Genomic DNA, 14592 nt, shown 5'->3' with positions numbered 1-14592 from the left:
GGAGGTCTCAGACCCTGCGACCCTCCGCATCCACCACGGCTTCGCCGTCTTCCTTGCGGAACGCGCCGCGCTGCGGCTGCGGCAGGATGTCCAGCACGGCCTCTGAGGGCCGGCACAGGCGCGTGCCCAGCGGGGTCACCACGATGGGCCGGTTGATGAGGATGGGGTGCTGGAGCATGAAGCCAATCAACTGCTCGTCACCCCACTTCGGGTCATCGAGGCCCAATTCCGCATAGGGCGTACCCTTCTCACGCAGCACGGCGCGCATTGGCGCGCCCATGTCCGTGATCAGGCGTTGCAGCGTTTCGCGGTCAGGCGGTGTCTTCAGGTATTCGATAACGTTCGGCTCTTCGCCGCTGTTGCGGATCAGAGCCAGCACGTTGCGCGACGTGCCGCAGGTGGGGTTGTGGTAAATGGTGATGTTGCTCATGAGTCGTGTCTTGGTTATCCGCGGGCAGGGTTCGGGCCGCACTCATACCAGCCCTTGCTTTGGTTGACGATCCGAACGACCAGTAGCATGACTGGCACCTCGATCAGCACGCCGACCACGGTGGCCAGCGCGGCGCCGGACTGGAAGCCGAACAGGCTGATGGCGGCGGCTACGGCAAGCTCGAAGAAGTTGCTGGCGCCGATCAGCGCCGAAGGACAAGCGATGCTGTGCTGCTCGCCCGCCTTGCGGTTGAGCCAGTAGGCCAGGCCGGAGTTGAAGAACACCTGGATCAGGATCGGAACGGCCAGCATGGCGATGACCAGTGGCTGGCGGATGATGGCCTCGCCCTGGAAGGCGAACAGCAGCACCAGCGTGAGCAGCAGCGCCGCGATGGACAGCGGCCCGATGCGCTCCAGCGCCCGGTCGAAGGCGGCTTGGCCCTTGCTCAGCAGGGCGCGGCGCCAGAACTGGGCCAGGATGACGGGAATCACGATGTACAGGCCGACCGATACCAGCAGCGTGGCCCACGGCACCGTGATGGACGATAGGCCCAGCAGCAGGCCGACGATGGGCGCGAAGGCGAACACCATGATGGTGTCGTTCAGCGCGACCTGCGACAGCGTGAACACAGGATCGCCCCCGGTCAGCCGGCTCCAGACGAACACCATGGCTGTGCAAGGTGCGGCGGCCAGCAAGATCAGGCCCGCGACATAGCTGTCGAGCTGGTCGGCGGGGAGCCACTGCGCGAAGACCTGGCGGATGAAGATCCACGCCAGCAACGCCATCGAGAATGGTTTGACGGCCCAGTTGATGAACAGCGTCACGCCGATGCCGCGCCAGTGCTGCTTGACCTGGCCGAGAGCGCCGAAGTCCACCTTGAGCAGCATGGGAATGATCATCACCCAGATCAGCAGGCCCACGGGCAGGTTGACCTGAGCCACTTCCGTGCGGCCGATGGCCTGGAACACGCCCGGCGCGAACTGGCCGAGCGCGATACCGGCGACGATGCACAGCAGCACCCACACGCTCAGGTAGCGCTCGAAGACGCTCATGGTGGGGGCGGCCGGCACGCGGCCGGCCGTTTGGGTTCCAACACTCATCGCGCCAACCTCACTTCGTACCAATGCTGCGCAGCTCGTGCTGCAGCGACATGGCATCCAGGCGCTGAATCGGCAGCGACAGGAACAATTCGATGCGTCGGCGCAGCGTCAGCGCCGCATCCGTGAACGCCTTGCGCTTCTGCTCGTCGGTGCCTTCAACGGCTGCAGGATCAGGCACACCCCAATGCGCCGACATCGGGCGCCCCGGCCACACGGGGCAGACCTCGCCGGCGGCGTTGTCGCAGACCGTGAAGATGAAATCCAGCTCCGGCGCACCGGGCGCCGCGAACTCGTCCCAGTTCTTGCTGCGGTAGCCGGCGGTCGGCATGTGCAGCCGCTCCAGCGTGGCGAGCGCCAGTGGGTGGACTTCGCCCTTGGGGTGGCTGCCCGCCGAGTAGGCGCGAAAGCGCCCCTGGCCCAATTCATTGAGGATGCCTTCGGCCAGGATGGAGCGGGCCGAGTTACCCGTGCAGATGAACAGGGCGTTGTAGGTCTTGTCGGTGGTCATGGGTATCTCACATCAGCAGCAGGAGGAAGCCGGCTTCACCGCAACGCCCACCGGCTTGCCGCGCACCGGGGTACAGCACGCTGCGGCGGAAGTCGCTGCAGGCGCCGCTTCGTTAAAGACCGGAATGTTGCCCAGCGTGTGGAAGTGCTCCCAGGCCACGCCCTGCGGATCGGTGATCCAGTGCTTCTCGCTGCGCGCGTAGCAGCAGGTCGTGGTGCCCTCGTCCAGCAGCGTCATGTCGGCCGCCTCGGCGCGGGCCTTCAGCACCGCCAATTCCTCGGCATCGTCGGTCTGGATACCCAGGTGGTCGATGCCCGGCTTGTTGCCACGTGTGGAGATGGCGAAGTTGACCGGCGGGTCTTCGAGCATCCATTTGGCGTAGTCGCCTTCGACGCGCGCGGGCTGCGCGGCGAACAGTTGGGAATAGAAGCCGATGCTGCGGTTCAGGTCATCGACGTGCAGGTGGACGTGAAAGCGCTTCATGGGGGTGATCCTTTCAGCAGGAAGTACAGGCAGAGGAGGATTCGGTGACCTCGCACGCGCCGCCCTGGCAGCAGTGCTCGGTCAGATAGCCGAGCAGCCCATTCATCTGGGTGAAGTCGGCGCGGTAGATCAGGTTGCGGCCCTGCTGCTCGATGGTGACCAGGCCGGCATGGGCCAGTTCTTTCAGGTGGAAGGACAGGGAGTTGCGGGCCACGTCGAGCTGGTCGGCGAGGACGCTGGGTGTCAGCCCTTCGGGGCCAGCGACCACCAGGGCGCGGAACACGCGCAGCCGCTGGGTATGGGCCAGGGCGCCGAGGGCGGAAATGGCTTGGGTCTCGTTCATGATTCGATAATACAACATTTATTGAATCATTGGCAAAACGCTTCAATTGAATGGAGCCTGCGCGCTTGCGAGGCTTGACTTTCAAGACAGTTGCTCACGCCTTCGCGCCTGCGGCGCTGCGCGCTTCGCTTGCCTCCAGGGGAAAGCCCTGCGGGCTATCCCCGCCGCGCGATGCTTGGCGCCCCTCGATGCCGCCGAACCGGCTGCGCCGGATCGGCCCGGCCAGCGCCCCGCCGCGATGGACGGGACGCTGGCGAACACGCTGGCGCTTGCTGCGGCAGGTTGTGCAGGTGCGTGCCGTCCTCAACGCGGTTCAGGGACAACCCGCCCGGCATCGCTATGGAGCTTCCACGCCACGCCTCAAGACCGGCGCTGCAAGGCATGGCGGGGCGTTCTCGCCTGTCGTTGTGGGGTTGACCTGGCCCGCGTCAGCGGGCGAGTCGGAGAAGCCTTCGGGCGGGGTGCAGTGGTCAAGTTTTAGTGGACACCTGCATAGGTAGTTTTGGCGGTTGGCTGCGTTCATATGCAGCCGGCGCCTGATAGCAGTACCTTGATCTTGATCAATAAGACTCTCTGTACCCAGCTACGGGTACATATACCCGCGCAACGAACCAGCAGACCAACTTCCAACTCACCTCAGGGGCTCAGCGCACACAGCCAGGTCTGCGCGCGATCGAGGCGCCGAGCAGGCAGACGTTCGGCACTGACCGCTGAGGCTATCGACGATCGGTGACCGGATCACGACCGAGCAAAGGCCCCCGCGCGCGGTGTGGACGTAGCGATGGGATACACAAGCGCATGATGTCGGCGCCTGCCGCTAGGACTGGGCACGTGGCAGTCACGGAGAAAAAATGTCCCGCTCGCGTAGCAACGTGGCCGGCCGGGTAGATCCCAGAATCAGGCAAAGAGATACGCCAGTTGGCTGGACGGACCGCAGCGCCCTCGGACTACTGCCGCAGATGGGGCAATACCAAGTCAAACCTGGTGACAAGCTCACTGGAGGTCACGGCAACGGAGCCACCATGTGCCTCCGCAATCGATTTCACGATGGCAAGGCCAAGACCGGCGCCCGCCGTATTTCGTTGCCGTGCCGGATCAACTCGGTAGAAGCGGTTGAAGAGCTTTGGTAGATCGCGCTCAGGAATTCTCTCACCGGGATTGACCACACTGATCGTTGTCCACTGCTCGTCCTGCGAAAGCAAGACCGTGATGCTCTTGCCGCGAGGCGTGTGTCGAATTGCATTCGAGAGAAGATTGTTCAGCGCCCGGGTGAGCATTTCCCGATCCGCCGCTATGCTGCCGATCGCCCCTTTAACACCAAGCGTAATGCCGCTATCTTCTGCCAGCGCCTCGAAATAGTCGAACAGACTCCGCACCAATTCGGACAGATCAATGGTAGACAGACGCAAGTTGCGGGGATCATTTTCCGTTTGGGCAAGAAACAGCATGTCACCAATCATGCGTCCCATCCGATCAAACTCTTCCAAATTTGAATAGAGGATTTCTCTGTATTCCTCGTTGCTGCGCGGCTGGCCAAGCGCCACGTGAGTCTGCGTGACCAGGTTGGTGACGGGCGTGCGCAACTCGTGCGCGATGTCTGCGGAAAAGTGTGATAGCCGGGTGAAGCCTTCCTCGATTCTCGCCAACATATCGTTGAAGGCGAATACCAGTTCCGCCAGTTCGATCGGCACATCCCGAGGATCCAGCCTCACATCCAGCTTTGAAGAGCGAATCGCCCGAATCTCTTCATTGACCTTGCGAATCGGCAGGTGGCCCCACTGCACCGCCAGCCAAGCCACACCGAGCGCCAGGCACATGACCAAGCCGGTTGCCCACCAGAGCATGCGCTTGAACTCCGCCAGGAAGTCGAGATGAAAGCCGATGTCCATGGCAGCGACGATGCGGTAGCCGGGCGCCGCTGAATCGTCAGCAGGCAGTTGCAGCACCACACCTCGATATGACCTCTGATCCTCCTGCCACACGATCAAATCGTCAGCGGTGATGCGGTTGACCAACTTTTTGCTACTGGCAAGTTTAGACAGGTCAGGACCGGGCGTGGCATAGATGCTATTGCCAGCCCCATCGTAGACGCCGTACGTCATCCCATGATGTCCTGCGACTGCGTTGGCCAAGTGTTGCTTCAGTTCGTCGCTTGCGATGTCACTTGCAAGCTGGTGCAAGGGCTGAGCCAAAGCGGTTGTCACTGCCTCCAGTTCGTGGGCATCCTGTTGAGCAAAGTGGTGCTCCAACGACCGGAGAATGACCCAATTGAACACAAGAAACACCAAGGTCGTGGCGATACCAACGAGGGCCGTGACCCTCAATGCAAGCGACGCTGGACGGCTTTGCCGCGGCTTATGGCGCAGGGGCATCATCGGGCGCATCGAGCGTGTATCCCATTCCACGCACGGTGTGGATGAGCTTCGGATTGAACGCATCGTCTATCTTCGCGCGTAGACGGCGGATGGCTACATCGATGACGTTGCTGTCGCTGTCGAAATTCATGTCCCATACCTGCGACGCGATCAGAGACCGTGGAAGGACCTCCCCCTGGCGACGGGCCAGGAGCTCAAGCAACGCGAACTCCTTGCTGGTGAGATTGATGCGTTGGCCAGCGCGCGTTGCGCGCCGGCGCGCCAAGTCCAGCACCAAATCGGCAACCTGGATGCGATCAGGCTGGCTCGGAGCGCTTCCGCGTCGCAGCAGCGTCCGCACCCGCGCCAGCAACTCAGAGAACGCGAATGGCTTGACGAGGTAGTCGTCCGCTCCCAGTTCCAATCCCTTGACACGGTCGTCTACACCGCCACGCGCCGTCAGAAAGAGCACAGGGACCTGTTTACCGGCATCTCGAAGGGCACGCACGATGCGCCAGCCATCGACATCCGGCAGCATGACATCCAAGACCACCAGATCGTATGTCTCGCCCATGGCCAGGTGGTGTCCGTCCAATCCGTTGCGCGCCAGATCCACGACGAATCCCGCCTCCATGAGACCTTGGCGGACGTAATCCGCCGTCTTGTTCTCGTCTTCAACGACCAGCAGTTTCATCGCATGTCCCATGAAATCGCTACGGCGCGGAAAAATAGCCGCTCACGATGTACGCATTCATCCACTTTCAATCAGCAATTTACTGGTTGCCAGCTTCCACGAACATGACACGAACATTACATGAATGTAATTCAGGGGTCATTCGATGGAAAGTGCCCAACCCATAGCATGACCTGCATTGCGTCGAACTGTGCCGCTCAGGATGGGGTGGCGTTTAGAACGACTTCCGAGTCATCTATGGAGGATTTCAGGCCATGCCGCCTCGTTCACCCTTTTTTATCGTGCCCACACAGGGCCTTTCTCGTCGGCGTTTCGTCCAAGGGTTAGCCGCCGGCGGCGTTCTCGCTGGGCTGTCCACGCCGGCGTTCAAGGCATTTGCCCAGCAAGGCTCCGCGACGCGCGGTGCCGCCCCTGTGCTGAAGGGCACCGAGTTCGACTTGGTGATCGCCGAATCGCCCGTGAACTTCACGGGCAAGCCAGGCGTGGCTACGACCATCAACGGCTCGCTGCCGGCACCGACATTGCGTTGGCGCGAGGGTGACACCGTCACAATCCGTGTAACCAACAAGCTGCGTGAAGCCACATCCATTCACTGGCACGGGATCATCCTGCCGTATCAGATGGATGGCGTGCCGGGCATCAGCTTCAATGGCATCGCTCCCGGCGAGACCTTCACGTACCGCTTCAAGGTTCAGCAGAGCGGCTCCTACTGGTACCACTCGCACTCCGGCTTCCAGGAACTCACGGGCATGTACGGGGCGATCATCATCGACCCCGCTGGCGCCGAGACCATCCACGCCGACCGTGACCACGTGCTGCTGTTCTCGGATTGGACCGACGAAGACCCGATGCGGGTGTTCACCAAGCTCAAGTCCCAAAGCGACTATTACAACTACAACCAACCTACCGTCTTCGACTTCTTCCGGGACGCCTCGCGCGAAGGCACGGCCGCTGCGATCGACAAGCGCAAGATGTGGAACGAGATGCGGATGAATCCGACGGATCTCGCAGATCTGTCTGCCGCCACGCTGACCTATCTGGCCAACGGCGTCACCCCCGCCGGCAATTGGACGGCGCTGTTCCGACCGGGTGAGCGCGTGCGGCTGCGCATGGTCAACGGTGCGGGCAACACCTTCTACGACGTACGCATTCCAGGACTGAAACTCACGGTGGTGCACGTCGATGGTGTTGACGTGGAGCCGGTGACCGTCGATGAGTTCCGATTCGGTCCTGGCGAAACCGTCGACGTGATCGTCCAGCCACGGGATGACGCTTACACGATCTTCGCCCAGGCGATGGACCGGACAGGCTACGCGCGTGCCACGCTGGCCGTGCGTGAAGGTCTTCAAGCTCCCGTGCCTGCCCTCGATCCGGTCGAATGGCTGACCATGAACGACATGATGGGCGGCATGATGGGGGGCATGGACCATGGCGGGTCCGGCCAGGCCATGGAGATGACCGGGATGACGGGCATGACGGGCATGACCGGGATGACCGGGATGGGCTCGGGTTCGATGTCCGGGATGGATCATGGGGCGATGGCAGGCATGAATCACGGCGCCATGAACCACGGTGGCATGGCGATGGATCACAGCCAACACGCCGCGGCGGCGGGGGGACTGGCCGTGCCCAGCACTACTGCTCGCCACGCTCGCACCGAGTATGGTGCCAGCACGGACATGCGCGTTGACATGGCGCGCACCAACCTCGATGACCCCGGCATCGGACTGCGCAACAACGGTCGGCGCGTGTTGACCCTCGCGGATCTGCATACCCCGTCGGGGCCGCTGGACAAGAGAGGCCCCGGCCGGGAGGTCGAACTGCACCTCACGGGCAACATGGAACGCTACGCATGGTCCCTGGACGGGCTGGAGTTCGGAAAGTCCACGCCGGTGCACTTCAAACACGGCGAGCGGCTGCGGGTCATTCTGCACAACGACACCATGATGACCCATCCCATGCACCTGCACGGCATGTGGAGCGAGCTGGAAAGCCCCGACGGTCGCTTCCTTGCGCGCCGCCACACCCTGCCGGTGCAGCCGGCACAACGCATCAGCTTCCTGGTGACAGCCGACGCGCTCGGCCGCTGGGCGTGGCACTGCCACCTGATGTTCCACATGGATGCCGGCATGTTCCGCGAAGTCGTGGTGTCTTGAACCCAGCGCACAAGGAAGACCAAGAATGTCCAAAGCACTCCCCACTCGCGCACTGGCCACGACGCTTCTGGCCCTGGTAAGCGTCGCCGCCCAGGCACAAGCACAGAACGACCATGCAGCGCACGGCCAGGCCGACGCTCAAACGGCCGCGCCATCCACTCAGACCGTGGCTCCTGCCGCCGACCCGCACGCGGGTCACGCGACGTCGGCGAGCGGCTCGACCGCGGCCCCGGCCATGGATCACGGCAACATGCAGATGCAGGGCGGGTCGGCGCCTCCTGACGCCCGCGATCCGCATGGCTACTCCAATGGCCTGACATTGGGATCGGGCGACTACGCCGTACCCGGTGTGCCGCGGCTGATGCTGGCCGACGAACACAGGTTCTTTTCGTTGCGCGGCGAAACTCTGGAACGCCGCTTCACGCGCAAAGGAGACGACTCCACGGCCTACGACCTCCAGGCGTGGTATGGGACGACCTACAACAAGGCCGTCGTGAAGGCCGAAGGCGATATCGCCAAAGGAAAGCTCGAAGAATCGCGTACCGAGCTTCTCTGGGGGCACGCCGTCGCACCGTACTGGGACACCCAGCTCGGCGTTCGGGTGGATAACGGGGAAGGCCCGAGCCGTCAATGGTTGGCTTTCGGCATCCAGGGCCTCGCCCCCTACTGGTTCGAGCTGGAGGCGACGGGCTACGTGGGAAGTGGTGGACGTACGGCGCTGCGTGTCGAAGGCAGCTACGAGCTGCTGCTGACCCAGCGACTGATTCTGGAGCCTCGCGCCGAGTTGCAGTTTTATGGCAAGGACGACCCGGAACGCGGTATCGGCAAGGGCCTGGCCGAAGCGTCTGCTGGCTTGCGCCTGCGCTATGAATTCAGTCGCCAGTTCGCCCCCTATATCGGCGTGGAACGGGCGGGCAGCTTCGGACGCACCGCGGACTATGTGCGTGCCGAAGGCGGCCGTGCGCAGCAGACGCGCTGGGTGGCTGGCGTGCGATTCTGGTTCTAGAACCTAGCGGGTTTGATCATCTGATGAGAGGCGATCCATGAACATGCACTACGACAGAAGCCAGGGCAAAGTGCCGAGACGCCAGGCATTGATCGCTGGCTTGTTGGTGATGGCACTCGCAGGACCGAGCCTGGCGCAGAGCCGACCGATTGCCAAGGTCTGGAAGGACCCGAGCTGCGGATGCTGCAAGGACTGGGTCTCACACCTGCAAGGCGCAGGCTTCGATGTGCAGGTTCTCGACACCGGGAACACCGCAGCGCGCACGCGGCTGGGCATCCCGCAGAAGTACGGTTCTTGCCACACGGCGCAGATCGGCGGCTATGCCATCGAGGGTCATGTGCCTGCCTCGGACATTCAACGCTTGCTGCGCGAAGCCCCGCAGGCCATCGGCCTCGCGGCGCCCGGCATGCCGGTCGGTTCGCCCGGCATGGATGGTCCGGCCTATGGTGGACGCAAGGACGCCTACGACGTGCTGCTGATTGGGAAAAACGGTAGCAGCACGGTCTATCAGTCGCATCGCTGACCATCCATCAACCCTTCTCCGTGGAGATATGCCATGCAGCATCAGCACACACAGACCCCCAGCGATCGCCCCCGGTTCTGGCGATCGCGCTACGGCGTGGCGTTCCTCATCATCGCCGCTGTCGCCGCGTATTTCCTGCTCAAGGAGCATACGGCACATGTTGCCGGCTATCTCCCCTTCCTGCTGCTGGCGGCTTGTCCGCTGATGCACCTGTTCATGCACCGTGGTCACGGCCACGGCGGACACGATCATGCCGCGCGTCAGGGTAAGGAAGGTGCCGCAGCCTCCAAGGAGCAGAAGCAATGAGTCGAGGCACTCGCACCGTGCGAGCACGCGACGCCGCGCTTGTCTCCTTGCGCGCCTGCGGCCTGCTGCGATCACCAGACACCAAAGGTTAACGGCGGAGGGCACTTGTCACTATGAATTCACCCAGCAAGTCTTCAGGACATGAGCACGCAGGCATGGCGGCGGGTGCCACAACGTCCGGCCCGCATACGCACCACCATCACGCCAGCCATGCTGGAAGTGACGACGCGGGCGGGTCCTCAAGCCACACGCAGCCCGATGCCGCGACGCGAGATCCGGTGTGTGGCATGGCGGTCACGGCGGCGTCGGAGCACCGTTCCACGCACTTGGGGAACACGTACTTGTTTTGCAGCACCGGATGCAAGGCCAAATTCGACGCCGATCCGGCGCGATATGCCAGCGGTGACGCGGGCATAGGCACAGGCAGCGGCCATGCACCGCATCACCATGCCAGCACCGCAGTTTCACCGGCCCCGGCGGCATCGCCAACCGCGCCCGGAACCATCTACACCTGCCCGATGCACCCGGAGATCCGCCAGGATCATCCGGGAACCTGCCCCAAGTGCGGGATGACGCTGGAGCCTCTGCTGCCCGACCTCGATGACGACAACCCGGAGTTGCGTGACTTCTCGCGTCGCTTCTGGTGGACCTTGCCGCTGACGCTCGTGGTCTTGGCGCTGGCGATGCTGGGCGAGCGGCTGCACCTGATGGACATGGCTACACAGAGCTGGGTCGAGTTGGTGCTGTCGTTGCCGATCGTGCTGTGGGCCGGCTGGCCCTTCTTCTCCCGCGGCTGGCTGTCCGTGGTCAACCGCAGCCCGAACATGTGGACACTGATCGGCCTGGGAACGGGTGCGGCATTCATCTACAGCGTTGTGGCAACCGTTGCGCCGGAAGTGTTTCCAGCTTCCTTCATGTCCATGGGACGGGTCGGCGTGTATTTCGAGGCCGCCGCCGTCATCATCTCGCTGACACTGCTCGGCCAGGTGCTGGAACTCAAGGCCCGCTCCCAGACTTCGGCAGCCATCAAGTCGCTGCTGGGGCTGGCACCCAAGACGGCGCGGCGCATCAATGCGGACGGCAGCGAGGAAGACGTGCCACTCAGCCATGTGCACGTCGGCGACCTGCTGCGCATCCGACCCGGCGAGAAGGTGCCGGTGGATGGCATCGTGCACGAGGGCAGCAGCTCGATTGACGAATCCATGCTGACCGGCGAACCGCTGCCCGTCAGCAAGCGCGTGGGCGACAAGGTCATCGGGGCCACACTCAACACCAGCGGCGCGCTGGTCATGCGTTCGGAGCGGATCGGCTCGGACACCGTTCTATCGCAGATCGTCCAGATGGTCGCCCAGGCGCAGCGTTCCAAGGCACCGATGCAACGCATGGCCGATGTCGTTGCCGGCTACTTCGTGATGGCCGTCGTCGCCATTGCGGTAACGACGCTCCTTGTATGGGGATTCTTCGGGCCACAGCCCACCTGGGTCTATGGACTGATCAATGCGGTGGCCGTCCTGATCATCGCCTGCCCGTGCGCGCTGGGTCTGGCCACGCCGATGTCGATCATGGTCGCAACGGGCCGTGGCGCCACGCAGGGCGTGCTGTTCCGCGATGCCGCGGCGATCGAGAATCTTCGCAAGGTCGATACCCTCGTCATCGACAAGACAGGAACCCTGACCGAAGGCCGACCTGCTTTCGATCAGGTCGTCGCAGCCCCCGGCTTTACGAACGATGAGGTGCTGCGTCTTGCGGCCAGCCTGGACCAGGGCAGTGAACACCCCCTGGCCGACGCCATCGTGCAGGCCGCGCGTGCCCAGGGCCTCCAACTCGTGAAGCCTCAGAGCTTTGAATCGGGAACCGGCATCGGCGTGCGCGGAAAGGTTGAGCACCGGCAACTGGCGTTGGGCAACACAGTGCTGATGGAACAGTCTGGCGTATCGGTGGAACCGCTCGTACCCCAGGCCGAAGCTCTGCGCGGCGAAGGGGCCAGCGTCATGTACCTGGCGGTGGACGGGCAGCTCGCGGGCTTGCTCGCCGTGTCCGATCCGGTCAAGGGCAGCACCCCCGAGGCCCTGGCCGCGTTGAAGGCTGCGGGCCTGCGGGTCATCATGGCCACCGGGGACGGGCAGACCACCGCCAAAGCCGTCGGTGCACGCCTAGGCATCGACGAGGTGCATGGTGAGGTCAAGCCGGCGGACAAGCTCATGTTGATCGAGCGACTGCAGAAAGAAGGACGCATCGTCGCCATGGCCGGAGACGGCATCAACGACGCGCCGGCCTTGGCGAAGGCAGACGTGGGCATCGCCATGGGAACGGGAACCGACGTGGCGATGAACAGCGCCCAGGTCACGCTGGTCAAGGGTGACCTGCGTGGCATCGCTGTCGCTCGCACGCTCTCGGTGAGTACCGTGCGCAACATGAAGCAGAACCTCATGTTCGCCTTCCTCTACAACGCGCTGGGCATCCCCATCGCCGCCGGGGTTCTCTATCCCCTCACGGGCTGGCTGCTGTCGCCGCTGATCGCAGCATTGGCGATGAGCCTGAGTTCGGCGTCGGTCGTTGGCAACGCCTTGCGCCTGAGAGCGAGCCGACTGTGACCGGATTTTCTTTCTGAAACTACAGGAGCCTGCTATCGCCCAGCAAACCGTTTCTTTCGTTCCACGCCGTTGCAAAGGTGCAAGCCTTATCTCGGCATTTCGTTCTTAAACCACACCTCACACATCCAGGTAGAAACTTCTATGACCCGTTCACATTTCATCGCCAAGCTCGTCGCGCCGATCGCTGCTGGTCTGTTCGCCACCGCCGCATTCGCGCATCCTTCGCTGGTGTCTTCAACGCCGGCCGACAAGTCGCAGGTTTCTGCGCCAGCCACCATCGAACTGAAGTTCTCCGAGACGCTGGTGCCGCAGTTCTCCGCCGCGAGCCTTGTCATGACTGGCATGCCGGGAATGGCGAGCCATGGCCCGATGAAGATCAACGCCAGCGTCGCGGCTGCCGGCGACGGCAAGACCATGGTCATCACGCCGGCACAGGCGCTCCAGCCCGGTGACTATCGCGTCGAATGGCGTGCCGTCTCCTCGGACACGCATCCGATCACGGGTAACGTCACCTTCAAGGTGAAGTAAGCCCATGGCCGGGGATTGGTTGACCATCGTCCTGCGCCTGGCGCTGTATCTGGACCTGGCGGCGGCGTTTGGCGTCGCCATGTTCGGTCTCTATGCTTTGGGCAACGACGAGCGATCCTCGACGATCTCGCGCCGCTATCGCGTCCTCATTGGCGCATCCGCTGCCATCGGCATTGCCCTGTCGATGTGGGGCATGACGGTCATGGCCAAGGCCATGTCCGGTGCCCAGAGCTACGCGGAGCTGTCAACGCACGTCTTCGACATGCTCATTACGGGCACGCACATGGGCATCGCCTGGTGCATTCGCATCCTCGCGCTGTTGGTGTGTGTGCTCGTCGCAATGTTGAAATTGAACGCTACCTTGCGATTTGCAGTGATGGCGCTCTCCACCGGCGTGGCGCTGGCGACCCTTGCGTGGGCAGGCCACGGCGCGATGGACGACGGCGTTCGCGGCTACATCCATCTTGCGTCGGATATCACGCACCTCTGGGCAGCGGGCGCTTGGGTGGGCGCATTGGTGGCGTTCTTGATGCTGGCATCCCACAAGCAGGATGTCGCGCAAGACCCGGTAGCGGTCCTCAGTCGGACGTCGAATGGCTTTACTCGCATAGGTACAGCGATCGTGGCTGCACTCGTCGTGAGTGGAATTCTCAATTACCTGTTGATCGCCGGACCATCGTTTGATCCGCTCATCTCGACGCTGTATGGCCGGCTGCTGATGGTAAAGCTCTTGCTTTTCGCAGGCATGCTGGCGTTGGCTGCTGCCAATCGGTATCGGTTGAGCCCGAGCCTGGAGGCTGCTTTGAAGGCAGGCAATCGCGCACAGGCAGTCATCAAGCTTAGACAGAGTCTGTTCACGGAGGCGACCTTGGCCGTTTTGGTTCTGGCGATCGTTGCATGGCTTGGCATCTTGTCTCCCACTGGAACCTAGTCCTTCATGGGCGGCAGATGACAGCACATGAATTGAATGTAATGCACGGGTAAGCGCTCTGTAGACCGCCTGCTTCTACATTTAACGACGCGGCGCAAGTTGTCGTCGTTTTTACAAAGGAGTCGATCATGAAATCGCAAATTGTCATTGCCGCCCTGTTGAGCGCTCTCTCCGTGCCAGCCTTCGCCGGTCATGCAGCAGCCCAAGCAGCCAAGGAAATGGTTCCCTTGGCTGACGGGGGAACGCTGTACATCTTCAAGGACGGAAAGATGGCACAGGAAAGCCGCTTCGGGCGCGCCGTCTATCTCAATGTCGGAGCTTCGGTGTCGACGAAGGATGGGCGCAACATCGCGATCACCAGCAATGAAGTCGCTCGCCTCGGGTCGCTGCTACAAAAAGAGCACGGCGGATGACGCCGCGGGTGTGCGGTGCTTTTCAAAGCTTCTGCACAGTGTGACAGAGACGCGCGCCCCGATTGGGCGCGCGCGCTTGGGACGCGTCACGAGCAACCACGAGCGCTCAAGGTGCCAGTTTTTGCGATGTCAAGCGCATCAACTTCCCTGAAATGGATCCAGCCTCCCCGTCCACCGTGATTCGTCCACGGGACATCTGGCGCGAATGAGGACTTGCGAGGAG

General features: G+C 62.8%; 15 protein-coding genes. 8 read left to right on the top strand and 7 right to left on the bottom strand.

Annotation, left to right across the window (positions count from 1 at the left end; translation table 11 throughout):
- Nucleotides 1–7: 7 nt before the first annotated feature.
- The 7 genes from arsC to ALSL_RS02310 all read right to left on the bottom strand — a co-directional run bounded on the left by arsC (nt 8) and on the right by ALSL_RS02310 (nt 5912).
- The gene (gene arsC / locus ALSL_RS02345) at nt 8–430 is read right to left on the bottom strand and encodes an arsenate reductase (glutaredoxin) (protein ID WP_003107236.1); all 423 of its coding nucleotides are present in this window, start codon (nt 428–430) and stop codon (nt 8–10) included.
- Between the two features lie 14 nt (nt 431–444).
- Nucleotides 445–1482: an ACR3 family arsenite efflux transporter gene (arsB, locus tag ALSL_RS02340; protein ID WP_003107238.1), complete on the bottom strand. Its 1038-nt coding sequence runs from the start codon at nt 1480–1482 to the stop codon at nt 445–447.
- Between the two features lie 58 nt (nt 1483–1540).
- A complete protein-coding gene (locus ALSL_RS02335) occupies nt 1541–2038 on the bottom strand; it encodes an arsenate reductase ArsC (protein ID WP_003107241.1) in 498 nt (165 codons plus the stop codon).
- A 12-nt stretch (nt 2039–2050) separates the two neighbouring features.
- A complete protein-coding gene (locus ALSL_RS02330) occupies nt 2051–2521 on the bottom strand; it encodes an ArsI/CadI family heavy metal resistance metalloenzyme (protein ID WP_003107243.1) in 471 nt (156 codons plus the stop codon).
- A 13-nt stretch (nt 2522–2534) separates the two neighbouring features.
- Nucleotides 2535–2864 carry an ArsR/SmtB family transcription factor gene (locus tag ALSL_RS02325; RefSeq protein ID WP_003116799.1) on the bottom strand — a complete coding sequence of 110 codons (330 nt, stop codon included), beginning with the start codon at nt 2862–2864 and terminating at the stop codon, nt 2535–2537.
- A gap of 947 nt (nt 2865–3811) precedes the next feature.
- A complete protein-coding gene (locus tag ALSL_RS02315) occupies nt 3812–5239 on the bottom strand; it encodes a Cu(+)/Ag(+) sensor histidine kinase (RefSeq protein WP_003109693.1) in 1428 nt (475 codons plus the stop codon).
- Nucleotides 5220–5912, bottom strand: a complete 693-nt coding sequence (locus tag ALSL_RS02310) for a heavy metal response regulator transcription factor (protein WP_003097513.1) — start codon at nt 5910–5912, stop codon at nt 5220–5222. The genes ALSL_RS02315 and ALSL_RS02310 overlap by 20 nt, the downstream gene beginning before the upstream one ends.
- Nucleotides 5913–6166: 254 nt before the next feature.
- Between ALSL_RS02310 and ALSL_RS02305 the strand changes: the two genes are divergently transcribed.
- The 8 genes from ALSL_RS02305 to ALSL_RS02270 all read left to right on the top strand — a co-directional run bounded on the left by ALSL_RS02305 (nt 6167) and on the right by ALSL_RS02270 (nt 14369).
- Nucleotides 6167–8068 (top strand): copper resistance system multicopper oxidase, encoded by a 1902-nt coding sequence (locus ALSL_RS02305; RefSeq protein ID WP_003097515.1) that lies wholly within the window; start codon nt 6167–6169, stop codon nt 8066–8068.
- A 25-nt stretch (nt 8069–8093) separates the two neighbouring features.
- Nucleotides 8094–9074, top strand: coding sequence for a copper resistance protein B (locus ALSL_RS02300; RefSeq protein ID WP_005408883.1), 981 nt, complete (start codon nt 8094–8096; stop codon nt 9072–9074).
- Nucleotides 9075–9111: 37 nt separating this feature from the next.
- On the top strand, nt 9112–9597 hold the full coding sequence (locus ALSL_RS02295) for a DUF411 domain-containing protein (protein ID WP_003090303.1): 486 nt from the start codon (nt 9112–9114) through the stop codon (nt 9595–9597).
- Nucleotides 9598–9630: 33 nt separating this feature from the next.
- On the top strand, nt 9631–9903 hold the full coding sequence (locus ALSL_RS02290; RefSeq protein ID WP_003097518.1) for a DUF2933 domain-containing protein: 273 nt from the start codon (nt 9631–9633) through the stop codon (nt 9901–9903).
- Nucleotides 9904–10190: 287 nt separating this feature from the next.
- Nucleotides 10191–12497 carry a heavy metal translocating P-type ATPase gene (locus ALSL_RS02285; RefSeq protein WP_228777907.1) on the top strand — a complete coding sequence of 769 codons (2307 nt, stop codon included), beginning with the start codon at nt 10191–10193 and terminating at the stop codon, nt 12495–12497.
- 141 nt (nt 12498–12638) lie between these two features.
- Nucleotides 12639–13025, top strand: a complete 387-nt coding sequence (gene copC / locus ALSL_RS02280) for a copper homeostasis periplasmic binding protein CopC (RefSeq protein ID WP_003090319.1) — start codon at nt 12639–12641, stop codon at nt 13023–13025.
- 4 nt (nt 13026–13029) lie between these two features.
- Nucleotides 13030–13956, top strand: coding sequence for a copper homeostasis membrane protein CopD (gene copD, locus ALSL_RS02275; RefSeq protein WP_126536241.1), 927 nt, complete (start codon nt 13030–13032; stop codon nt 13954–13956).
- A 128-nt stretch (nt 13957–14084) separates the two neighbouring features.
- The gene (locus ALSL_RS02270; RefSeq protein WP_003090336.1) at nt 14085–14369 is read left to right on the top strand and encodes a CopK family periplasmic copper-binding protein; all 285 of its coding nucleotides are present in this window, start codon (nt 14085–14087) and stop codon (nt 14367–14369) included.
- The last annotated feature ends 223 nt before the right edge of the window (nt 14370–14592 follow it).

Source organism: Aerosticca soli (assembly GCF_003967035.1).
Classification (GTDB): Bacteria; Pseudomonadota; Gammaproteobacteria; order Xanthomonadales; family Rhodanobacteraceae; genus Aerosticca; species Aerosticca soli.
This window is presented reverse-complemented; position numbering and strand designations above follow the sequence as displayed.

Excerpts from the sequence above, each read along its gene's own strand:
- ALSL_RS02290 (WP_003097518.1), top strand. The coding sequence starts at position 9,631 with ATGCAGCATCAGCACACACAGACCCCCAGCGATCGCCCCCGGTTCTGG.
- ALSL_RS02305 (WP_003097515.1), top strand. The coding sequence starts at position 6,167 with ATGCCGCCTCGTTCACCCTTTTTTATCGTGCCCACACAGGGCCTTTCT.
- ALSL_RS02330 (WP_003107243.1), bottom strand. The coding sequence starts at position 2,521 with ATGAAGCGCTTTCACGTCCACCTGCACGTCGATGACCTGAACCGCAGC.
- ALSL_RS02300 (WP_005408883.1), top strand. The coding sequence starts at position 8,094 with ATGTCCAAAGCACTCCCCACTCGCGCACTGGCCACGACGCTTCTGGCC.
- ALSL_RS02325 (WP_003116799.1), bottom strand. The coding sequence starts at position 2,864 with ATGAACGAGACCCAAGCCATTTCCGCCCTCGGCGCCCTGGCCCATACC.
- copC (WP_003090319.1), top strand. The coding sequence starts at position 12,639 with ATGACCCGTTCACATTTCATCGCCAAGCTCGTCGCGCCGATCGCTGCT.
- arsB (WP_003107238.1), bottom strand. The coding sequence starts at position 1,482 with ATGAGCGTCTTCGAGCGCTACCTGAGCGTGTGGGTGCTGCTGTGCATC.
- ALSL_RS02295 (WP_003090303.1), top strand. The coding sequence starts at position 9,112 with ATGAACATGCACTACGACAGAAGCCAGGGCAAAGTGCCGAGACGCCAG.
- ALSL_RS02270 (WP_003090336.1), top strand. The coding sequence starts at position 14,085 with ATGAAATCGCAAATTGTCATTGCCGCCCTGTTGAGCGCTCTCTCCGTG.
- ALSL_RS02335 (WP_003107241.1), bottom strand. The coding sequence starts at position 2,038 with ATGACCACCGACAAGACCTACAACGCCCTGTTCATCTGCACGGGTAAC.
- arsC (WP_003107236.1), bottom strand. The coding sequence starts at position 430 with ATGAGCAACATCACCATTTACCACAACCCCACCTGCGGCACGTCGCGC.
- ALSL_RS02310 (WP_003097513.1), bottom strand. The coding sequence starts at position 5,912 with ATGAAACTGCTGGTCGTTGAAGACGAGAACAAGACGGCGGATTACGTC.
- copD (WP_126536241.1), top strand. The coding sequence starts at position 13,030 with ATGGCCGGGGATTGGTTGACCATCGTCCTGCGCCTGGCGCTGTATCTG.
- ALSL_RS02285 (WP_228777907.1), top strand. The coding sequence starts at position 10,191 with ATGGCGGTCACGGCGGCGTCGGAGCACCGTTCCACGCACTTGGGGAAC.
- ALSL_RS02315 (WP_003109693.1), bottom strand. The coding sequence starts at position 5,239 with ATGATGCCCCTGCGCCATAAGCCGCGGCAAAGCCGTCCAGCGTCGCTT.